At 49.0% G+C, this 14,227-nt stretch carries 13 protein-coding genes; 10 read left to right on the forward strand and 3 right to left on the reverse strand.

Annotation, left to right across the window (positions count from 1 at the left end):
- The first annotated feature begins 64 nt into the window (after positions 1-64).
- From P5G61_RS03180 to P5G61_RS03195, 4 genes are read left to right on the forward strand one after another with little or no spacing between them, the layout of a single operon-like run.
- Positions 65-1,075, forward strand: coding sequence for an ABC transporter permease (locus tag P5G61_RS03180; protein ID WP_301244430.1), 1,011 nt, complete (start codon positions 65-67; stop codon positions 1,073-1,075).
- Position 1,076: 1 nt separating this feature from the next.
- Positions 1,077-1,913, forward strand: a complete 837-nt coding sequence (locus P5G61_RS03185) for an ABC transporter permease (RefSeq protein ID WP_090893845.1) — start codon at positions 1,077-1,079, stop codon at positions 1,911-1,913.
- Between the two features lie 4 nt (positions 1,914-1,917).
- A complete protein-coding gene (locus tag P5G61_RS03190) occupies positions 1,918-3,051 on the forward strand; it encodes an ABC transporter ATP-binding protein (RefSeq protein WP_301244434.1) in 1,134 nt (377 codons plus the stop codon).
- Between the two features lie 60 nt (positions 3,052-3,111).
- The gene (locus P5G61_RS03195; protein ID WP_024628828.1) at positions 3,112-3,912 is read left to right on the forward strand and encodes an ABC transporter ATP-binding protein; all 801 of its coding nucleotides are present in this window, start codon (positions 3,112-3,114) and stop codon (positions 3,910-3,912) included.
- Between the two features lie 271 nt (positions 3,913-4,183).
- Here the strand turns inward: P5G61_RS03195 and P5G61_RS03200 are convergent, their stop codons facing one another.
- The gene (locus P5G61_RS03200; protein WP_024628827.1) at positions 4,184-4,456 is read right to left on the reverse strand and encodes an HU family DNA-binding protein; all 273 of its coding nucleotides are present in this window, start codon (positions 4,454-4,456) and stop codon (positions 4,184-4,186) included.
- 73 nt (positions 4,457-4,529) lie between these two features.
- Positions 4,530-4,730 (reverse strand): cold-shock protein, encoded by a 201-nt coding sequence (locus P5G61_RS03205; RefSeq protein WP_024628826.1) that lies wholly within the window; start codon positions 4,728-4,730, stop codon positions 4,530-4,532.
- Between the two features lie 172 nt (positions 4,731-4,902).
- Here P5G61_RS03205 and P5G61_RS03210 point away from each other — a divergent pair, with 172 nt between their 5' ends.
- Entirely contained in the window at positions 4,903-5,829 is a 927-nt protein-coding gene (locus P5G61_RS03210) for a tyrosine-type recombinase/integrase (RefSeq protein WP_301244439.1), read from the forward strand.
- A gap of 103 nt (positions 5,830-5,932) precedes the next feature.
- Here the strand turns inward: P5G61_RS03210 and P5G61_RS03215 are convergent, their stop codons facing one another.
- Entirely contained in the window at positions 5,933-6,445 is a 513-nt protein-coding gene (locus tag P5G61_RS03215) for a hypothetical protein (RefSeq protein ID WP_301244441.1), read from the reverse strand.
- Positions 6,446-6,663: 218 nt separating this feature from the next.
- Here P5G61_RS03215 and P5G61_RS03220 point away from each other — a divergent pair, with 218 nt between their 5' ends.
- From P5G61_RS03220 to P5G61_RS03240, 5 genes are all read left to right on the forward strand, one after another.
- Complete coding sequence (locus tag P5G61_RS03220) at positions 6,664-8,430, forward strand: response regulator transcription factor (RefSeq protein ID WP_301244443.1); 1,767 nt, start codon at positions 6,664-6,666, stop codon at positions 8,428-8,430.
- Between the two features lie 17 nt (positions 8,431-8,447).
- Positions 8,448-10,244 carry a cache domain-containing sensor histidine kinase gene (locus tag P5G61_RS03225; RefSeq protein WP_301245209.1) on the forward strand — a complete coding sequence of 599 codons (1,797 nt, stop codon included), beginning with the start codon at positions 8,448-8,450 and terminating at the stop codon, positions 10,242-10,244.
- Complete coding sequence (locus P5G61_RS03230) at positions 10,231-11,451, forward strand: sugar ABC transporter substrate-binding protein (RefSeq protein WP_301244445.1); 1,221 nt, start codon at positions 10,231-10,233, stop codon at positions 11,449-11,451. Before P5G61_RS03225 ends, P5G61_RS03230 begins: the two co-directional genes overlap by 14 nt.
- Positions 11,452-11,578: 127 nt before the next feature.
- Positions 11,579-12,640 carry a galactose ABC transporter substrate-binding protein gene (locus P5G61_RS03235; protein WP_024628820.1) on the forward strand — a complete coding sequence of 354 codons (1,062 nt, stop codon included), beginning with the start codon at positions 11,579-11,581 and terminating at the stop codon, positions 12,638-12,640.
- 74 nt (positions 12,641-12,714) lie between these two features.
- Positions 12,715-14,220: a sugar ABC transporter ATP-binding protein gene (locus P5G61_RS03240; RefSeq protein ID WP_301244447.1), complete on the forward strand. Its 1,506-nt coding sequence runs from the start codon at positions 12,715-12,717 to the stop codon at positions 14,218-14,220.
- Positions 14,221-14,227 lie beyond the last annotated feature (7 nt).

The following is a 14,227-nucleotide window of genomic DNA, read 5'->3' on the forward strand; positions in this document are numbered from 1 at the left end:
ATGAAGTAACACGCCAATTCAGACATAAGGCCCTTATCCGCTAAACTCGGGGGTGCTAAATCCTATGAATGCCTATTCCAGATATGTCGCCAAAAAAGTATTCTGGTACGGCCTGACCCTGGTCATCGCCATCGGACTGAATTTTATTTTGCCAAGACTGATTGAGGGCAACCCGGTGAGCATGATCGCTTCCAAAATGACGTCAGGCATGACCGACTCGGATTCCATCAAGCGGGTGTATGAGACGTTTACGGTTGAGTTCGGCATTGATCAGCCGCTGTGGACCCAATTCGGCATCTATTTGAAAAATCTGTTCACAGGCAATCTGGGTACGTCCTTTGGACTGTATCCGAAGCCTGTGACGGACATTCTGGCCTCCGCCGTCCCTTGGACGGTGGGGCTTCAGCTTCCGGCCATCCTGGTCGGATGGATTATTGGCAATTTGCTCGGTGCCATTGCGGCGTACCGGAAGGGTGTTTTTGATAAAGTGCTGTTTCCGGTAGCGTTGTTTATCAATTCCATTCCTTTTTTTACTCTGGCTATTATTATGCTGTATGTCTTTGCGTTATCACTGAAATGGTTTCCGCTATCAGGCGGATATGACTTCCAGATGGTGCCGCAGCTGAGCTTCGATTTCATCATGTCCGTGGTTCGCCACCATACTTTGCCGTTCCTCTCCATTGTGCTCGTGACCATTGGCGGTCAGGCTATTGGCATGCGGGAGATGTCCATCTATGAGCTGAATTCCGACTATGTGCTGTACAGTAAACTGCTGGGCATACGCGACGGAAAGATCTCCCGTTACGTCTTCCGCAACGCCATGCTGCCGCAAATTACGGGACTTGCGCTCTCCATCGGCACGATGGTGGGCGGGTCACTGATCTGTGAGATTGTCTTCAGTTATCCGGGCATCGGCACATGGCTGTTCACGGCCATACGGCAGCTGGATTATCCTCTAATCTCGGGGTGCACGCTGCTGATTGCTATTGCTGTCTTACTTGCCAATTTTACCATCGATGTCATCTACGGCTTCATTGACCCGCGCATCAAGGCCGCTCAAATGGAGGAACAGTGATATGAAGCATTCGATCTCGATTTTGCTGAAGTCACCCAAATTCATGATCGGCGCGGTGACTTTTGTCGGCATGCTGCTCTTGGTTACGATCTATCCGCTCATCAATCGCAGTGATCCTCTGGAGATGATTGCAATGGCATTCCAGCCGCCTGGCGATGGCCTGCTATTAGGATCGGACAATTTTGGAAGGGACATTTTCCTTGAATTGATGTATGGCATTCAGACGTCCATACGAGTCGGACTGATCGCGGGTGTGTTTGCGACTGTGATCGGTCTCGTTATGGGCCTGGTGTCAGGATATATCGGAGGAATGCTGGATAACTTTCTAACGGCGATCACGAATATTTTCATCGTTATTCCTTCGTTCATCATCCTGATCTTGATCTCGGTCAGCATTGATTCACGCAGTTCCCTGGTGACGGCCATTATTATCGGAATAACCAGCTGGCCTTGGACAGCCCGGGCTGTGCGAGCCCAGACGACATCTCTTCGCAGCCGGGATCATGTGCATATTGCGAAAATTTCGGGACACAGTACGCCGCGGATCATTATTCATGAGATTTTGCCGTATATCGCGTCTTATGTAGTGATGGCTTTTGTACTCCAGACGGCCTCGGGCATCCTGTCCGAAGCTTCCATCTCCATGCTGGGGCTGGGACCGTATAATACGATCTCACTCGGCATTCTGATGAACTGGGCATTGGTGTTCGAAGCACCAGTAGCAGGGGCATGGTGGGCATTCATTCCTGCGGCGCTGGCGATTGCCGTCATTACCTTCTCGCTTTATCTGATGAATACGGGCATGGACGAAATTTTCAATCCGAAAATAAGGAGCTAAGACCATGAACCAACCTATACTTCAGGTCAGCGGTCTCAAAACCTACTACCGTACCCGGCTCAAGGAAAATGTCTTTGCCGTTGACGGGGTGGAGTTCGGACTGAAAGAGGGGCAGACTCTTGGTATTGCAGGTGAATCGGGCTGTGGCAAATCGACGCTGGCACTTAGCCTGATGGGCTTTTATTTCCCGCCCCTGCATTATGGCAGTGGTTCGATCCGGATCAATGGTACCGATATTATGCAGTTGAACAAAGAGCAGCTTCGTGCTCGAATTCTGGGCAAGGAAATTGCCTATATTCCACAGGCCGCCATGAATGCACTGAATCCAACGCTGCGGATTATCAGGTTTATTGAAGACATCATGAAGGAGCATCGTCCGGAGATGAAACGTCCGGATGTGCGGAAGATGGCTACGGAGCGCTTCCAATCATTGAATCTGTCGCCGGATGTGCTGGATATGTATCCAAATGAATTGTCCGGCGGTATGAAGCAGCGTACGGTCATCGCGATCTCCACGATTCTGAATCCGAATGTGCTGATTGCGGATGAACCTACTTCGGCACTGGACGTCACTTCTCAGAAGGCGGTCATTCGTCTGTTGAAGGATTTGCTGAAACGCAAGGTCATCAAGTCACTGGTGTTCATCACACATGAGCTGCCATTGCTGTACCATGTCACGGATGAAATTATGGTCATGTATGCCGGGGAGATCGTGGAGCGAGGAACGGCAGAGCAAATGATTTTCAATCCACTGCATCCATACACTCGCAAGCTGATGGGCTCCATTATTGTGCCGGAAGAGGGCATGAAGGAGCATAAGCTGGCTGCGATTCCCGGTGCACCACCGAATCTGAAAAATGTGCCGGAAGGCTGTCGCTTCGCAGAGCGCTGTACATTGGTGACCGACGAGTGCCGACAGGGAAAAATTGAGAACATTCATGTTGATGGGCGCATATATCGCTGTCTCCTGACGCCGGAGATGCTGGAGCAGATCAGGGTGCAGGAGCAGGAAGATCATTTCGAGCAGGAGCGGAATGATGAGTTCCAGGAGAGGGAACAGAACCAAGAGGAGAACGCTTCAAACGGAGAAGAAGTCCAGGATGTTCAAGTTGACACAGACGATAGTGCAGACCAATGAAATGATTCCTTCTGGGCGTAGTGGGCTCGGATCAAGGCTCCCCGAAAGGAGTGAGGTAGTATGACGATGGGCAAGGTGCTGATCAGCGGCCGCCATCTGACCAAGGTGTACGGTACAGGTAATCGCAAAAAGGCAGCGGTGGACGATGTAAGCTTTGATTTTCATGAAGGGGAGATTATCTCCATTGTGGGAGAGAGCGGCAGTGGTAAGACCACGCTTGCGAAAATGATTATGGGATTGCTCAAGGAATCGGGTGGAGCGATTGAATACGATGGCAAGCCCAGACAGCTGAAGCGGTACCGCGAGCGAAAAGCCTATTGGAAGGATATCCAGGCCATTTTCCAGGACCCATTCTCTTCGTTTAACGTGTTTCACCGGGTGGAAAAGCTGCTGGTGGACTGTATCAAACTTCAGGGGCTGAAGCTGAACAAGGACGAGGAATATGCCAAAATGAAGGAAGCCTGTTCTTTCGTTAACCTGAAGTTCGAGGAATTATACAACAAATATCCGTTTGAGCTGTCCGGTGGACAGATGCAACGGCTTATGATTGCTCGCATTTTCATGCTGCATCCCAAGGTGCTGATTGCGGATGAACCGACTTCCATGGTGGATGCCTGCTCGCGTTCAACCATTCTGGATATGCTGCTCAAGCTGCGTGACGAGAACCGCATGACCATTGTGTTTATTACGCACGACGTGGGGCTGGCTTATTATGTGAGCGACACGATCTGTATTATGGAGCATGGACGAATGGTGGAGGCAGGGAGAGCAGAGGAGGTCATTCACCATGCAGAGCATCCCTATACCAAGCAATTAATCAATGACGTACCCAAAATTCATTCTCCCTGGGTGCTCGATTGACACAAATCAAGCCCTGGACCGTGTTGAGCGGAACAGGGCTTCTTATTGTCCAAGATGAAAGGTTCGTTTTAGCGAGTGGGTGGTTGTGGCGTCTGTGCAGACTCTTCTAATGGGGGTGTTGAATGGGTGTGATCTTCCGCGTTATTCTGGTCTGTCTGCTTGCCGGAATAAAAGTTAATGATATCATCAACCGTAGAAAACACGACATTTACATCAAAATGTTCATTGTGTGTTTGAATAAAAACCTCTTTTCCAATCCTGTTGTTGCTGTTTAGTTTAAAGCTTCTTTCATCGTTAATCCGGCTGTAAATACAGGAACCTTACCTGCTGGAAGTTGAATTTCTTTGCCCGTTCTGCGGCTCTTGCCCGTACGTGCTTCACGATTGCGTACTTCGAATTTGCCGAATCCGACCAGTTGAACCTCTTTGCCTTCTTTTAATGCTTCCAAAATTGAATCTAATACAACGGTAACGGCCTTTTCAGCGTTCTTTTTGGAGAATCCGCCGTTTTTGGCTACTTCTGTGATCAATTGTTCTTTATCCATTTGTCATACCTCACTTTTCGTATTTGGTTGAAATAAAACAAAAAGCTGCCTTGTACAGGCAGCCTTAATATAATTAAACTTTAGTAACGTTCTCAGCTTGTGGTCCACGGTTACCTTGAGTTACTTCAAATTGGACGCGTTGTCCTTCATCCAAAGATTTGTAGCCGTCGCCTTGAATTGCACTGAAATGAACGAATACGTCTGTTCCTTCTTCAGTTTCGATAAAGCCAAATCCTTTATCCGCGTTAAACCATTTCACTGTACCTGTTTGCATGTGATTCCTCCAAAAAAATAAGTTTTTTAACGACCATTTTGAAAAGGTTAATTTAGAAAATTAACGCTAATCAGGTATATTCAAACCCACAGACTTGATGTCCGCTAATGTATCGATTAATATGATAATACCATGTCCGCTAATATAAGTCAAGATTTGGAGGTTTTTTCTAATGGATAAGGGTTCTGGTACTTCGGTACAAGGGGAAATGGTTGTTCAAGAATTCATACATATGCTTACGATTCAGGGAGAATTGACTCCCAAAACCTTGAAGGAATATGCAAGTGATTTGAAGCATTTTACCGAATGGTATAGAGGAAACGATGCACGGGGTGAAGGAATCTCATTCCAAATCGAGGACGTGCATACATCAACTTTAATCAGTTACCGGGAAGATTCACAGAAAGTAATGCAATTGAAACCATCTACCATTAATCGCAGACTAATTACATTGAAACGTTTTTTCAAGTGGGTTGCATCGGCGGCCAGGATTAACATGGATCCTTCCAAACCGCTGAAGTTCATTCCGGAAGACAAGGTTAGCCCACGCCGAATGACAACCGAGGAAGAACAATCGTTCATATCTGCGGTCGAGAACGGCAACTCGCTTCGGGATCAGACCATCCTTACTCTCATGTTTCATACGGGGTTGCGAACGATGGAGGTATGCAATCTTGCTCCCACAGATATTGAATTGGGAAAACGAAGCGGGCAACTCACCGTGAGGGCCGATAAACGAAACGGTCAACGGAAAATCCCGCTGAATATGACGTGTATTGCGATGTTGAAGGCGTATATGGCTGGACTTGATCTGGATAGTCCTTACCTGTTTCCTTCCGAGAAAACCAGTGATCGCTTAACGGAGAGGGCACTGCGCCATTTGATCAAAAAGGTGATGACCACAGCCGGACTGGAAGGGCTAAGTTCCCATGATCTTCGTCATCGGTTCGGATACGCTATGGCCGAGCATACACCACTGCATCGCTTGGCCGAAATGATGGGGCATACCAATCCCGATACCACCATGATTTACGTGAAGGGGTTAAATGCCAAACTATCTTCGTCAGTAGAAGAGGATGGAGAAGCGGAATCGGATTAAAGCACATGCAGCAATTGAGCATGAGTGTACACAGCAGTGGATAGAACTGGACCTAAGCAGTTCCCTCTTGAGAATGATTAATGCCCTAGCCCGCTGAAGTGGGTTAGGGCCTATTTATTTCCTGCGAACGACTTACATACCACTCGTCTTTTCCATTTTCATTGATTCGGGTATCCATCATTATCATGGCATAGGTTCCATCATGCTTTTCCCAAAAGAGTATCGCCTTTGTATGATCTGGATGTAAAAGCAAGGCTGGCATGATGTCCCCTTTTTCCAACATAGTTCTTCGTTCGTTACTATAATAGGCAGCGATGAAGGAAGATTGCTCTTTATGGGGAAGTGTGGTTAATGAATCCTCCAAGCTGTTGAACAGTTTCCATTCAGTTATATTTTGTTTCTCACCATTCTCATTCAACGTATTACGTATCGCCTCTATTCCTTCGCTCCATGATTTTGATAGCTTCTCCTGAAGTTCTTGAGGTTGGTCCTCCCAGTGCGAAGACTCAGTGGATGCCTCAAATCGATCGGTTCGAATCGTCTCTGTGATTGCACCACTGCAGATTAATATTGCGGCAATACCGGTCGTTATCACTCCGGATTTCAAGTAATTCATCAATGGATGGACTCCTTTCCTATTTCATAATTAACTCCTTTCAATAATTTACCATATATTCCGTTTGTGAGCGCTCATTATATTAATCTTTCACTTCATAAAGTAAGCGGTTACACAATCGAATTTATATTGTATATTATGATGGCAACCTTGGATCATATCGACATATACATTATTGCTTGGGCTTAAGGCCCCTTAAATAAAGGAGGAATCCGAACGTGTACCGGGTATTGCTGGTGGATGATGAAGAGGATGTACGCGAAGGGTTGGTCGTAGAGGTGGATTGGGAAGCGCTGGATCTGCGCATTGTTGGTCTGGCGGAGAATGGCCGGGAAGCACTTGAAATGGCAGAACGGGTAGAGCCGGATATTGTGGTGACAGACATCAGTATGCCTTTTATGGATGGACTTGAACTTGCCAAAAGGTTACGGGAGCGTAATCCGCTTGTGAAAGTGGTGATTTTGACCGGATATGATGAATTTGACTACGCCCGGCAAGCGGTCTCGCTGAGTGTGGATGAATATTTACTGAAGCCCTTCTCGGCAGGACATCTGACAGAACTGCTTACCAGATTGCGTGCGCAGATGGAGTCAGAAGTAGCAGAACGGGAAAATGTACAACAGCTGCGCGATCACTATTATACAAGCTTACCCTTGCTGCAGGCAGATCTGATGGCAACTTTGCTGCATCGGCAGAAATCGCTGGAATATATTCATGACAAAGCGAAGCAATGCGGACTGGATCTGCACGGTGAACGGTATGGTGTCTCTGTACTGACCCTCCATATGGATGGAGAAGGGAAGAAAACGCCGCGGCGTGAGCAAGCGGAAACTTCACAGGCACGGAATGCTGAGATAGTGCAGCAAGGAGTGGATCGCGAGCCGTCTGGTGCTGAACGTCAAAATACACTTGAACATAGACAAGGTACAGGACAGTCTTTGCTTCAATCGGAGGATGCGGAGTTGAAGCAATTTGCTGCGCTGAACATTGCAGCAGAAGTGTGGACGGAACACGGGGCCGGACATGCTTTTATGCATCAGGAGACGATTGTACTGCTTTACGTGGACCGCTGGGGTGCAGCAGAGGGGGAGAAACGCCAGCAGCAGGCACTCGAAAATGTCATGCGCAGCATCAACCACTACTTGCGCATTCCGGCTACCGTAGGATCAGGACAGATTGTAAATACACTGGCGGGTGTAAAGCATGCCTATGAAGATGCACTATTAGCGCTGGATTACCGACTTGTGCCAGGGACCGATCCGCTCATCTATATTGCCGATGTCGAGCGGCAGACGGCGGGCAAGCTTCGTTTTGACGAGTTGAAGCAGCAGACACTGACACGTTGTCTGAAGGCGGGCACACAGACGGAACTGGAAGAAGCGCTGGAGATCATTTTCCGGGAAATTACGGTAGAGCATGGGCGAAGTGACATTCAGCTCTATCTGATAGAAGTTTTAACGACCGTCTGGAAGGCAGCTCAGGCATCAGGTGAGGCGATGGAGGACATCTTTGGGGCGGGGTTTCAATTGTACGCCGATTTGTTCCGTTTGCCAGGGTTGTCCGAGGCACAGGGCAAGGTGCGGGAGGTATGTCTGCTTGTACAACATCGCATCGCCAGCGGACGGCAGCATGTATACAAGGATATTGTGGAACAGGCGTTATCGTTTACCAAAGAACATTATGCTGACCCGGATCTGTCCATTCAGAAGGTATGCGGGCATCTGCATATTAGCTCGGGATATTTTTGTGGCATTTTCAAAAAAGAAGTGCAGCTCACCTTTCTGCAATATCTGATGCAGATCCGTATGGAAGCGGCCAAGGAACTGCTTCGCTCCACGGAGCTGAAGTCGTTTGAGATTGCGGGTCAGGTAGGTTTCGCCGAACCGAATTATTTCAGTTTTTGTTTTAAAAAACATATCGGCGTCTCGCCCAAAGAATATCGTAAACAGGCAGCACTAACTGCCAGTGAAGGTTCAATCCGATGAAACCGTCTGACGGATGGATGAAATCCCTTTGGCTAAGGCTGCGATCCAGATTGCGTTCATCAAGAGTCAGCAGTATCCGCTTTATTATTACGTGGTCCTTCTCTGTCTTCATCGTATTGGTGCTAACCACCATGGCGCTGCTGCTGCATGACAAATTCACACAGGCTGCGGAGCGAAGTGCGGAGCTGACGACGAGACAGATCGTGGACCAGGTCAGTTACAATCTGGAGGATTATGTTCGCAGCATGTCGCATCTGTATCGAGCCATCGAAGAACATATGCTGCGGGATGGCACGTGGGAAGGGGACCAGGTAGACAAACAGCTCGACACGCTGCTTAGCAGCCGCGAGGATATCATCTCTATTACTTTGCTGGATTCAACAGGGCACTTGCTCAAGAACAGACCTTCAGCCGAATTAAAACCGAGTGCCCATGTGACACAGCAAGGGTGGTTTCAATCTGCGCTTAGAGTGCCGGATCACCTTAGTTTCTCGCTGCCTCATATCCAGAACATGTACACAGGCCCATACAAATGGGTCGTTTCCATGAGCAAAGGCATTACCGTACGGCAAAATGGTCAGGATCGGCAGGTCATTTTGCTGGTGGATATCAACTTCAAACAAATGGATGAACTGAGCCGCCGGGTCAGTCTGGGACAACGGGGATATGTCTATATCATCGACGAGAGTGCAGGTAATATCGTATACCACCCACAGCAGCAATTGATGTACATGGGGCTCAAAAGTGAGAATATCGAACAGGCACTGGTTGCAACGGGCAGTTATGAAGATGAGGCGGATGGGCAGAAAAGGCTGAATACGGTCAAGTCAGTCGCCAATATCGGATGGAAGATCGTAGGTGTTGCCTACCTGGATGAGATCATGACAACCCGCAAGGAGGTCAATGGATATCTGATTCGAGTGCTGCTGGTTGTACTGGTATTGGTCATCCTGGTTTCACTGTTCCTCTCTTCCAGTCTGACACGTCCGATCCGGCGCATGGAACGAAAGATGAAGGCGGTGGAGCGAGGGGATTTCAACGTGGAGTTACCTATCGAAGGGCCGCTGGAAGTGGAACGTTTATCCCGTCGCTTTAACCTGATGGTCTATAAAATCCGTACCTTGATGAGTGAAATTATCCATGAACAGGAACAGAAACGGCGTCTTGAACTGGAAGCTTTGCAGGCTCAGATTAATCCGCATTTCCTTTATAACACGTTGAATTCGGTCGTACGCATGGTGGGTATGAGCCGGAATGAGGAAGTCATTACGATGATTACTTCGTTATCCCGATTGTTTCGCATCAGTCTCAGTCAAGGCAAAACGATTATTACGGTCAAAGAAGAACTGGAGCACGCCCATCATTACCTGACAATTCAGCAAATGCGATTCAAGCGAAAATTCAATTTCAGCATGAATGCGGATGAGGACACACTGGACTGCCTGACACTTAAGCTGGTGCTTCAACCACTCATTGAAAATGCCATCGTACATGGCATTGAGTATCACATGGACGAGGGATGCATTGAGATTCGTGTATATCGGGAGGAAGATAAGCTGGTGTTCCGCATTACGGATAATGGGGTCGGCATGACGGAAGAACAGATGTCGAAACTCCTGGTGGGCAGTCCTATCGTGAAAAGTGGTGCAGGATCAGGTGTAGCTGTACGCAATGTGCATGATCGGATTCAGCTCTATTATGGCGAAGCTTACGGTCTTGAATTCGATAGTGAACTGGAAGAAGGCACAACGGTCTGGATTCGGATTCCGATCCAATGGGAACGAGAGGAGGACAATGCTCATGATGAACAATAAAGGGAACAGCATGTGCACCAAGCGAACCAATAAGTCGAATAAGATGATTAGAACGGACTGGATCGGACATTTGGTTAAGAAAATAAAAATCTGCTCCCGCGTAGAAGTCATACGGATGAGAGTCATTATCCTTCGTTATATGGCCATGACAGCAGCCGTCTGCTGCCTGTTGTTATGTATGGCGTGTGGGTTGTCGAACGCTGATCCGGCCGGGTCGCCGCCGCGCATTGCACTGATTACGCCAGCGGGAACCGGAGAACTCGCAGAAGCGATACGTCTTGGGGCAGAAGCGGCTGCCAAAGAAGCGGGGGCTGATCTGATTACGGTGGAGGCTTTTCCCTCCGAGGGGTTAACTTACGCGCCATCTAACCCCGACTTCACAGCAGGACGGATAAAGGTTAAGCAGGAGCATTTGCAAAATGGAACTTACCCATTGAGCGAGCGTGAACAAGCCCAGGTCGATGCCGTATCACTGGCACTGGAACAGGGAGCCTCGGCCCTGTTGATCGATCCCCTGAGTCAGAAGGCACTCAGCGACATCATCCAGAAGGCACAGACAATGGGTATCAACGGCATGGTTATCCCCGTGATTTTGTTGAATGATGAGTTTCCTGTAAAAGGCATAACGAGTGTTATCTCGATGGATAACGTAGAGGCTGGACGGCAGGCAGGCCAGGCCATGGCTGTGCTGCTGGGAGGACGAGGGCGAGTTGCCATGCTCGGTCCTGATCCTGTAAATCCGGGTCTGATTAACCGAGAACAAGGGGTAGAGGAATCACTAGCCCGTTATCCGGACATTCATGTGGAGACACAATCCGTGTGCAGCACCCGGGATGGTTGCTGGCAGGCGACGAAGCAACTGCTTGATCAGCGGAAGGTGGACGGAATAATTGCCCTTCAGGAACCTGCTTCTCTGGGTGCAGCGGATGAATTGAACCGGCGAATTTCCGAGAGAAATGGGAACAAGGTAAAGATTGTGGGATTTGGCAGTGAACAGCAGCAGTTAGAACAGTTACAGGAAGGCAGAATTCAGCACTTAATTGTACAAAACGGATTCAGCGCAGGATATCTTGGCGTGAATCAGGCCGTTGCACGGCTGAACAATCAACAGGTGCAAGCCAGAGTAACGCTGGAAACGAAGCTGGTCAGTACGGACAATATGTTCTGGATGGATAACCAGAAGCTGCTGTTTCCTTTTGTACAATGAAGACAGGAAGATAATTGAGGAAGATTTCGATAAAACAGAGGAAGATATTGTATTCGAATTTATTGTAAACCCTTTCATAATAAAGATATCGGTAAAGCCGAATGAACTTGGGGGAGGTCATTAGGATATGAAGAAAACGTGGATGACATTGTTGCTTACAGCATGTATGGTTGCGGCGGCGGGGTGCAGCAGTGGCGGAGACAGTGCAGGCGGAAGTACGGGAACAGATGCAGGAGGTCAGGCAGCAGGAGGAACAGAAACGCCGAAGATCGGTGTGGCGATCTATAAGTTCGATGATACGTTCATGACGGGGGTAAGGAATGCGATGACCGCAGCAGCGGAAGGCAAAGCCACACTCGATATCGTGGATAGCCAGAACGCACAGCCAACCCAGAATGAAAAAGTCGATCTGTTTGTATCCAAGAAGTACAATGCAATGGCCGTGAATCCGGTGGACCGGACCGCAGCAGGCGTCATTATTGACAAAGCCAAAGCGGCAAGCATTCCGGTGGTCTTTTTGAACCGTGAGCCTGTTGCCGAAGACATGAACAAGTGGGATAAAGTGTATTACGTTGGAGCCAAGGCGGAAGAGTCCGGCACGATCTCGGGTCAGCTCATTGTGGATTACTGGAAGGCTCACCCTGAGGCAGATAAAAACGGGGACGGCAAGCTGCAATACGTCATGCTGAAAGGTGAACCGGGCCACCAGGATGCTGAGCTGCGGACCAAATATTCCGTTCAGGCCATTCAGGATGCAGGTATCGAGGTAGAGGCGCTGGCGGAAGATACGGCGATGTGGGATCGGGTCAAAGGCCAGGAAAAAATGCAGGCGTTCCTCGCCTCCCATGGAGACAAGATCGAAGCGGTACTGGCTAACAACGATGACATGGCACTTGGCGCCATTGAGGCGTTGAAAGCAGCCGGATACTTCAAGGACGGTAAAACGATGCCGGTTGTCGGTGTAGATGCGACCGCTCCAGCCATTCAGGCTCTTCAGGACGGAACGATGCTGGGTACGGTGTTGAATGATGCCAAGAACCAGGGCGCAGCAACGGTTGCACTCGCTTCCGTACTCGCGAAGGGTGAGACGCCAACGAAGGAAAATACGGGTTATGACATTACGGATGGCAAATACGTCTGGATTGCATACAAAAAAATTACGAAAGACAACATTGCCGACGCCCAATAACAGCAGCCAACAGGGACGTCCGTCATGAGAGGGCGTCCTTTTTTTGCCGGGTTTACGGAAGGAGAGGATGAAAGATGGAATCACCTTACCTGCTGGAGATGGATGGAATATCCAAAGCATTTCCGGGCGTGCAGGCACTGAGTCAAGTCACATTGAAGGTAAAGCCGGGCACGGTACATGCGCTGATGGGAGAGAACGGAGCGGGCAAATCCACCCTAATGAAATGTCTGTTCGGTATGTATCGCCCGGATGAAGGAACGATTCGGATGGACGGCAATGAGGTGGAGATTCCGAGTTCGAAAGCGGCGCTTCAGCATGGTATATCGATGATTCATCAGGAGCTGAATCCGGTACCTCATCGTCCGGTGATGGAGAACATTTGGCTCGGACGGTTTCCCAAGTGGGGACTGCTGGTGGATGAGAAACAAATGTATGCTGATACATTGAGCCTGTTCCAGGATCTCAATCTGGAGATTGATCCCAAGGCTCTGGCCGGAACTCTATCCGTTTCCAAAATACAGTCGATGGAAATCGCCAAAGCAGTCTCTTTTCAATCCAAAGTCATCGTGATGGATGAGCCAACGTCCTCGCTCACGGGCAAGGAAGTGGACCAGCTCTTCGCCATTATTAATCAGCTGCGCAGTCGCGGCGTGTCCATTATCTACATTTCGCACAAGATGGAGGAAATTCTGACGATCTCGGATGAGGTCACGATTATGCGGGATGGCTTTGTGGTGGGTACTTGGGATGCTGCCGATTTAACGACCGATCTGATCATTACCCGCATGGTTGGACGTGATCTGGATGAACGGTTCCCGGAACGGACGAATGTACCTGGAGAAGTGATTTTGAAGGCAGAAGGCTTAACCTCCAGCCAGCCGAATTCGTTCAGGGACGTGACGTTTGAACTGAGGAAAGGCGAAGTGCTTGGAATCGGCGGTCTTGTTGGGGCACAGCGAACAGAATTGATTGAGTCGCTGTTTGGCTTACGCGGACTTGCTTCAGGTACGATATCAATTCATGGACGCAAGGTGAAGATCAAGTCGCCCGCCGCAGCGAAGCGCCATAACATAGCGCTGCTGACCGAGGAGCGAAGAGTCACGGGGATTTTTCCAGTGTTGTCTGTATATGAAAATACCATTATTGCGAGTCTCGGACGTTACCGGAATCGGATTGGTCTGTTAGATGAGAAGAAAGGCCGAGATGAGGCACATGAGCAGACTCAGAAGTTCAGAACCAAAACGCCTTCGGTTAACACGCTAATTCGCAACCTTTCTGGCGGTAATCAGCAGAAGGTGCTACTGGCTAGATGGTTGTTGACTGATCCGGAAATTCTACTGCTCGATGAACCTACACGCGGGATTGATGTGGGCGCCAAATTTGAAATCTACACCATTATTACGGAACTGGCCCGCCAGGGCAAAAGCATTGTTATGATCAGTTCGGAGATGCCCGAACTGCTGGGCATGTCCGATCGAATTATGGTCATGAGCGAAGGACGGCTCACCGGAATCGTGGATGGAGCCGAGGCAACAGAGCAGGATATCATGAGGCTGGCCGCACAGCAGCGGATGGCTTAGTCAGGAG

It is taken from the genome of Paenibacillus vandeheii, from assembly GCF_030433635.1.
Classification (GTDB): domain Bacteria; phylum Bacillota; class Bacilli; order Paenibacillales; family Paenibacillaceae; genus Paenibacillus; species Paenibacillus vandeheii.

What these genes read in the sequence shown, in the direction of transcription:
- P5G61_RS03235 (WP_024628820.1), top strand. Translation starts at nt 11,579, where the DNA reads ATGAAGAAAACGTGGATGACATTGTTGCTTACAGCATGTATGGTTGCG.
- P5G61_RS03190 (WP_301244434.1), top strand. Translation starts at nt 1,918, where the DNA reads ATGAACCAACCTATACTTCAGGTCAGCGGTCTCAAAACCTACTACCGT.
- P5G61_RS03240 (WP_301244447.1), top strand. Translation starts at nt 12,715, where the DNA reads ATGGAATCACCTTACCTGCTGGAGATGGATGGAATATCCAAAGCATTT.
- P5G61_RS03200 (WP_024628827.1), bottom strand. Translation starts at nt 4,456, where the DNA reads ATGGATAAAGAACAATTGATCACAGAAGTAGCCAAAAACGGCGGATTC.
- P5G61_RS03225 (WP_301245209.1), top strand. Translation starts at nt 8,448, where the DNA reads ATGAAATCCCTTTGGCTAAGGCTGCGATCCAGATTGCGTTCATCAAGA.
- P5G61_RS03180 (WP_301244430.1), top strand. Translation starts at nt 65, where the DNA reads ATGAATGCCTATTCCAGATATGTCGCCAAAAAAGTATTCTGGTACGGC.
- P5G61_RS03215 (WP_301244441.1), bottom strand. Translation starts at nt 6,445, where the DNA reads ATGAATTACTTGAAATCCGGAGTGATAACGACCGGTATTGCCGCAATA.
- P5G61_RS03210 (WP_301244439.1), top strand. Translation starts at nt 4,903, where the DNA reads ATGGATAAGGGTTCTGGTACTTCGGTACAAGGGGAAATGGTTGTTCAA.
- P5G61_RS03195 (WP_024628828.1), top strand. Translation starts at nt 3,112, where the DNA reads ATGACGATGGGCAAGGTGCTGATCAGCGGCCGCCATCTGACCAAGGTG.
- P5G61_RS03185 (WP_090893845.1), top strand. Translation starts at nt 1,077, where the DNA reads ATGAAGCATTCGATCTCGATTTTGCTGAAGTCACCCAAATTCATGATC.
- P5G61_RS03230 (WP_301244445.1), top strand. Translation starts at nt 10,231, where the DNA reads ATGATGAACAATAAAGGGAACAGCATGTGCACCAAGCGAACCAATAAG.
- P5G61_RS03205 (WP_024628826.1), bottom strand. Translation starts at nt 4,730, where the DNA reads ATGCAAACAGGTACAGTGAAATGGTTTAACGCGGATAAAGGATTTGGC.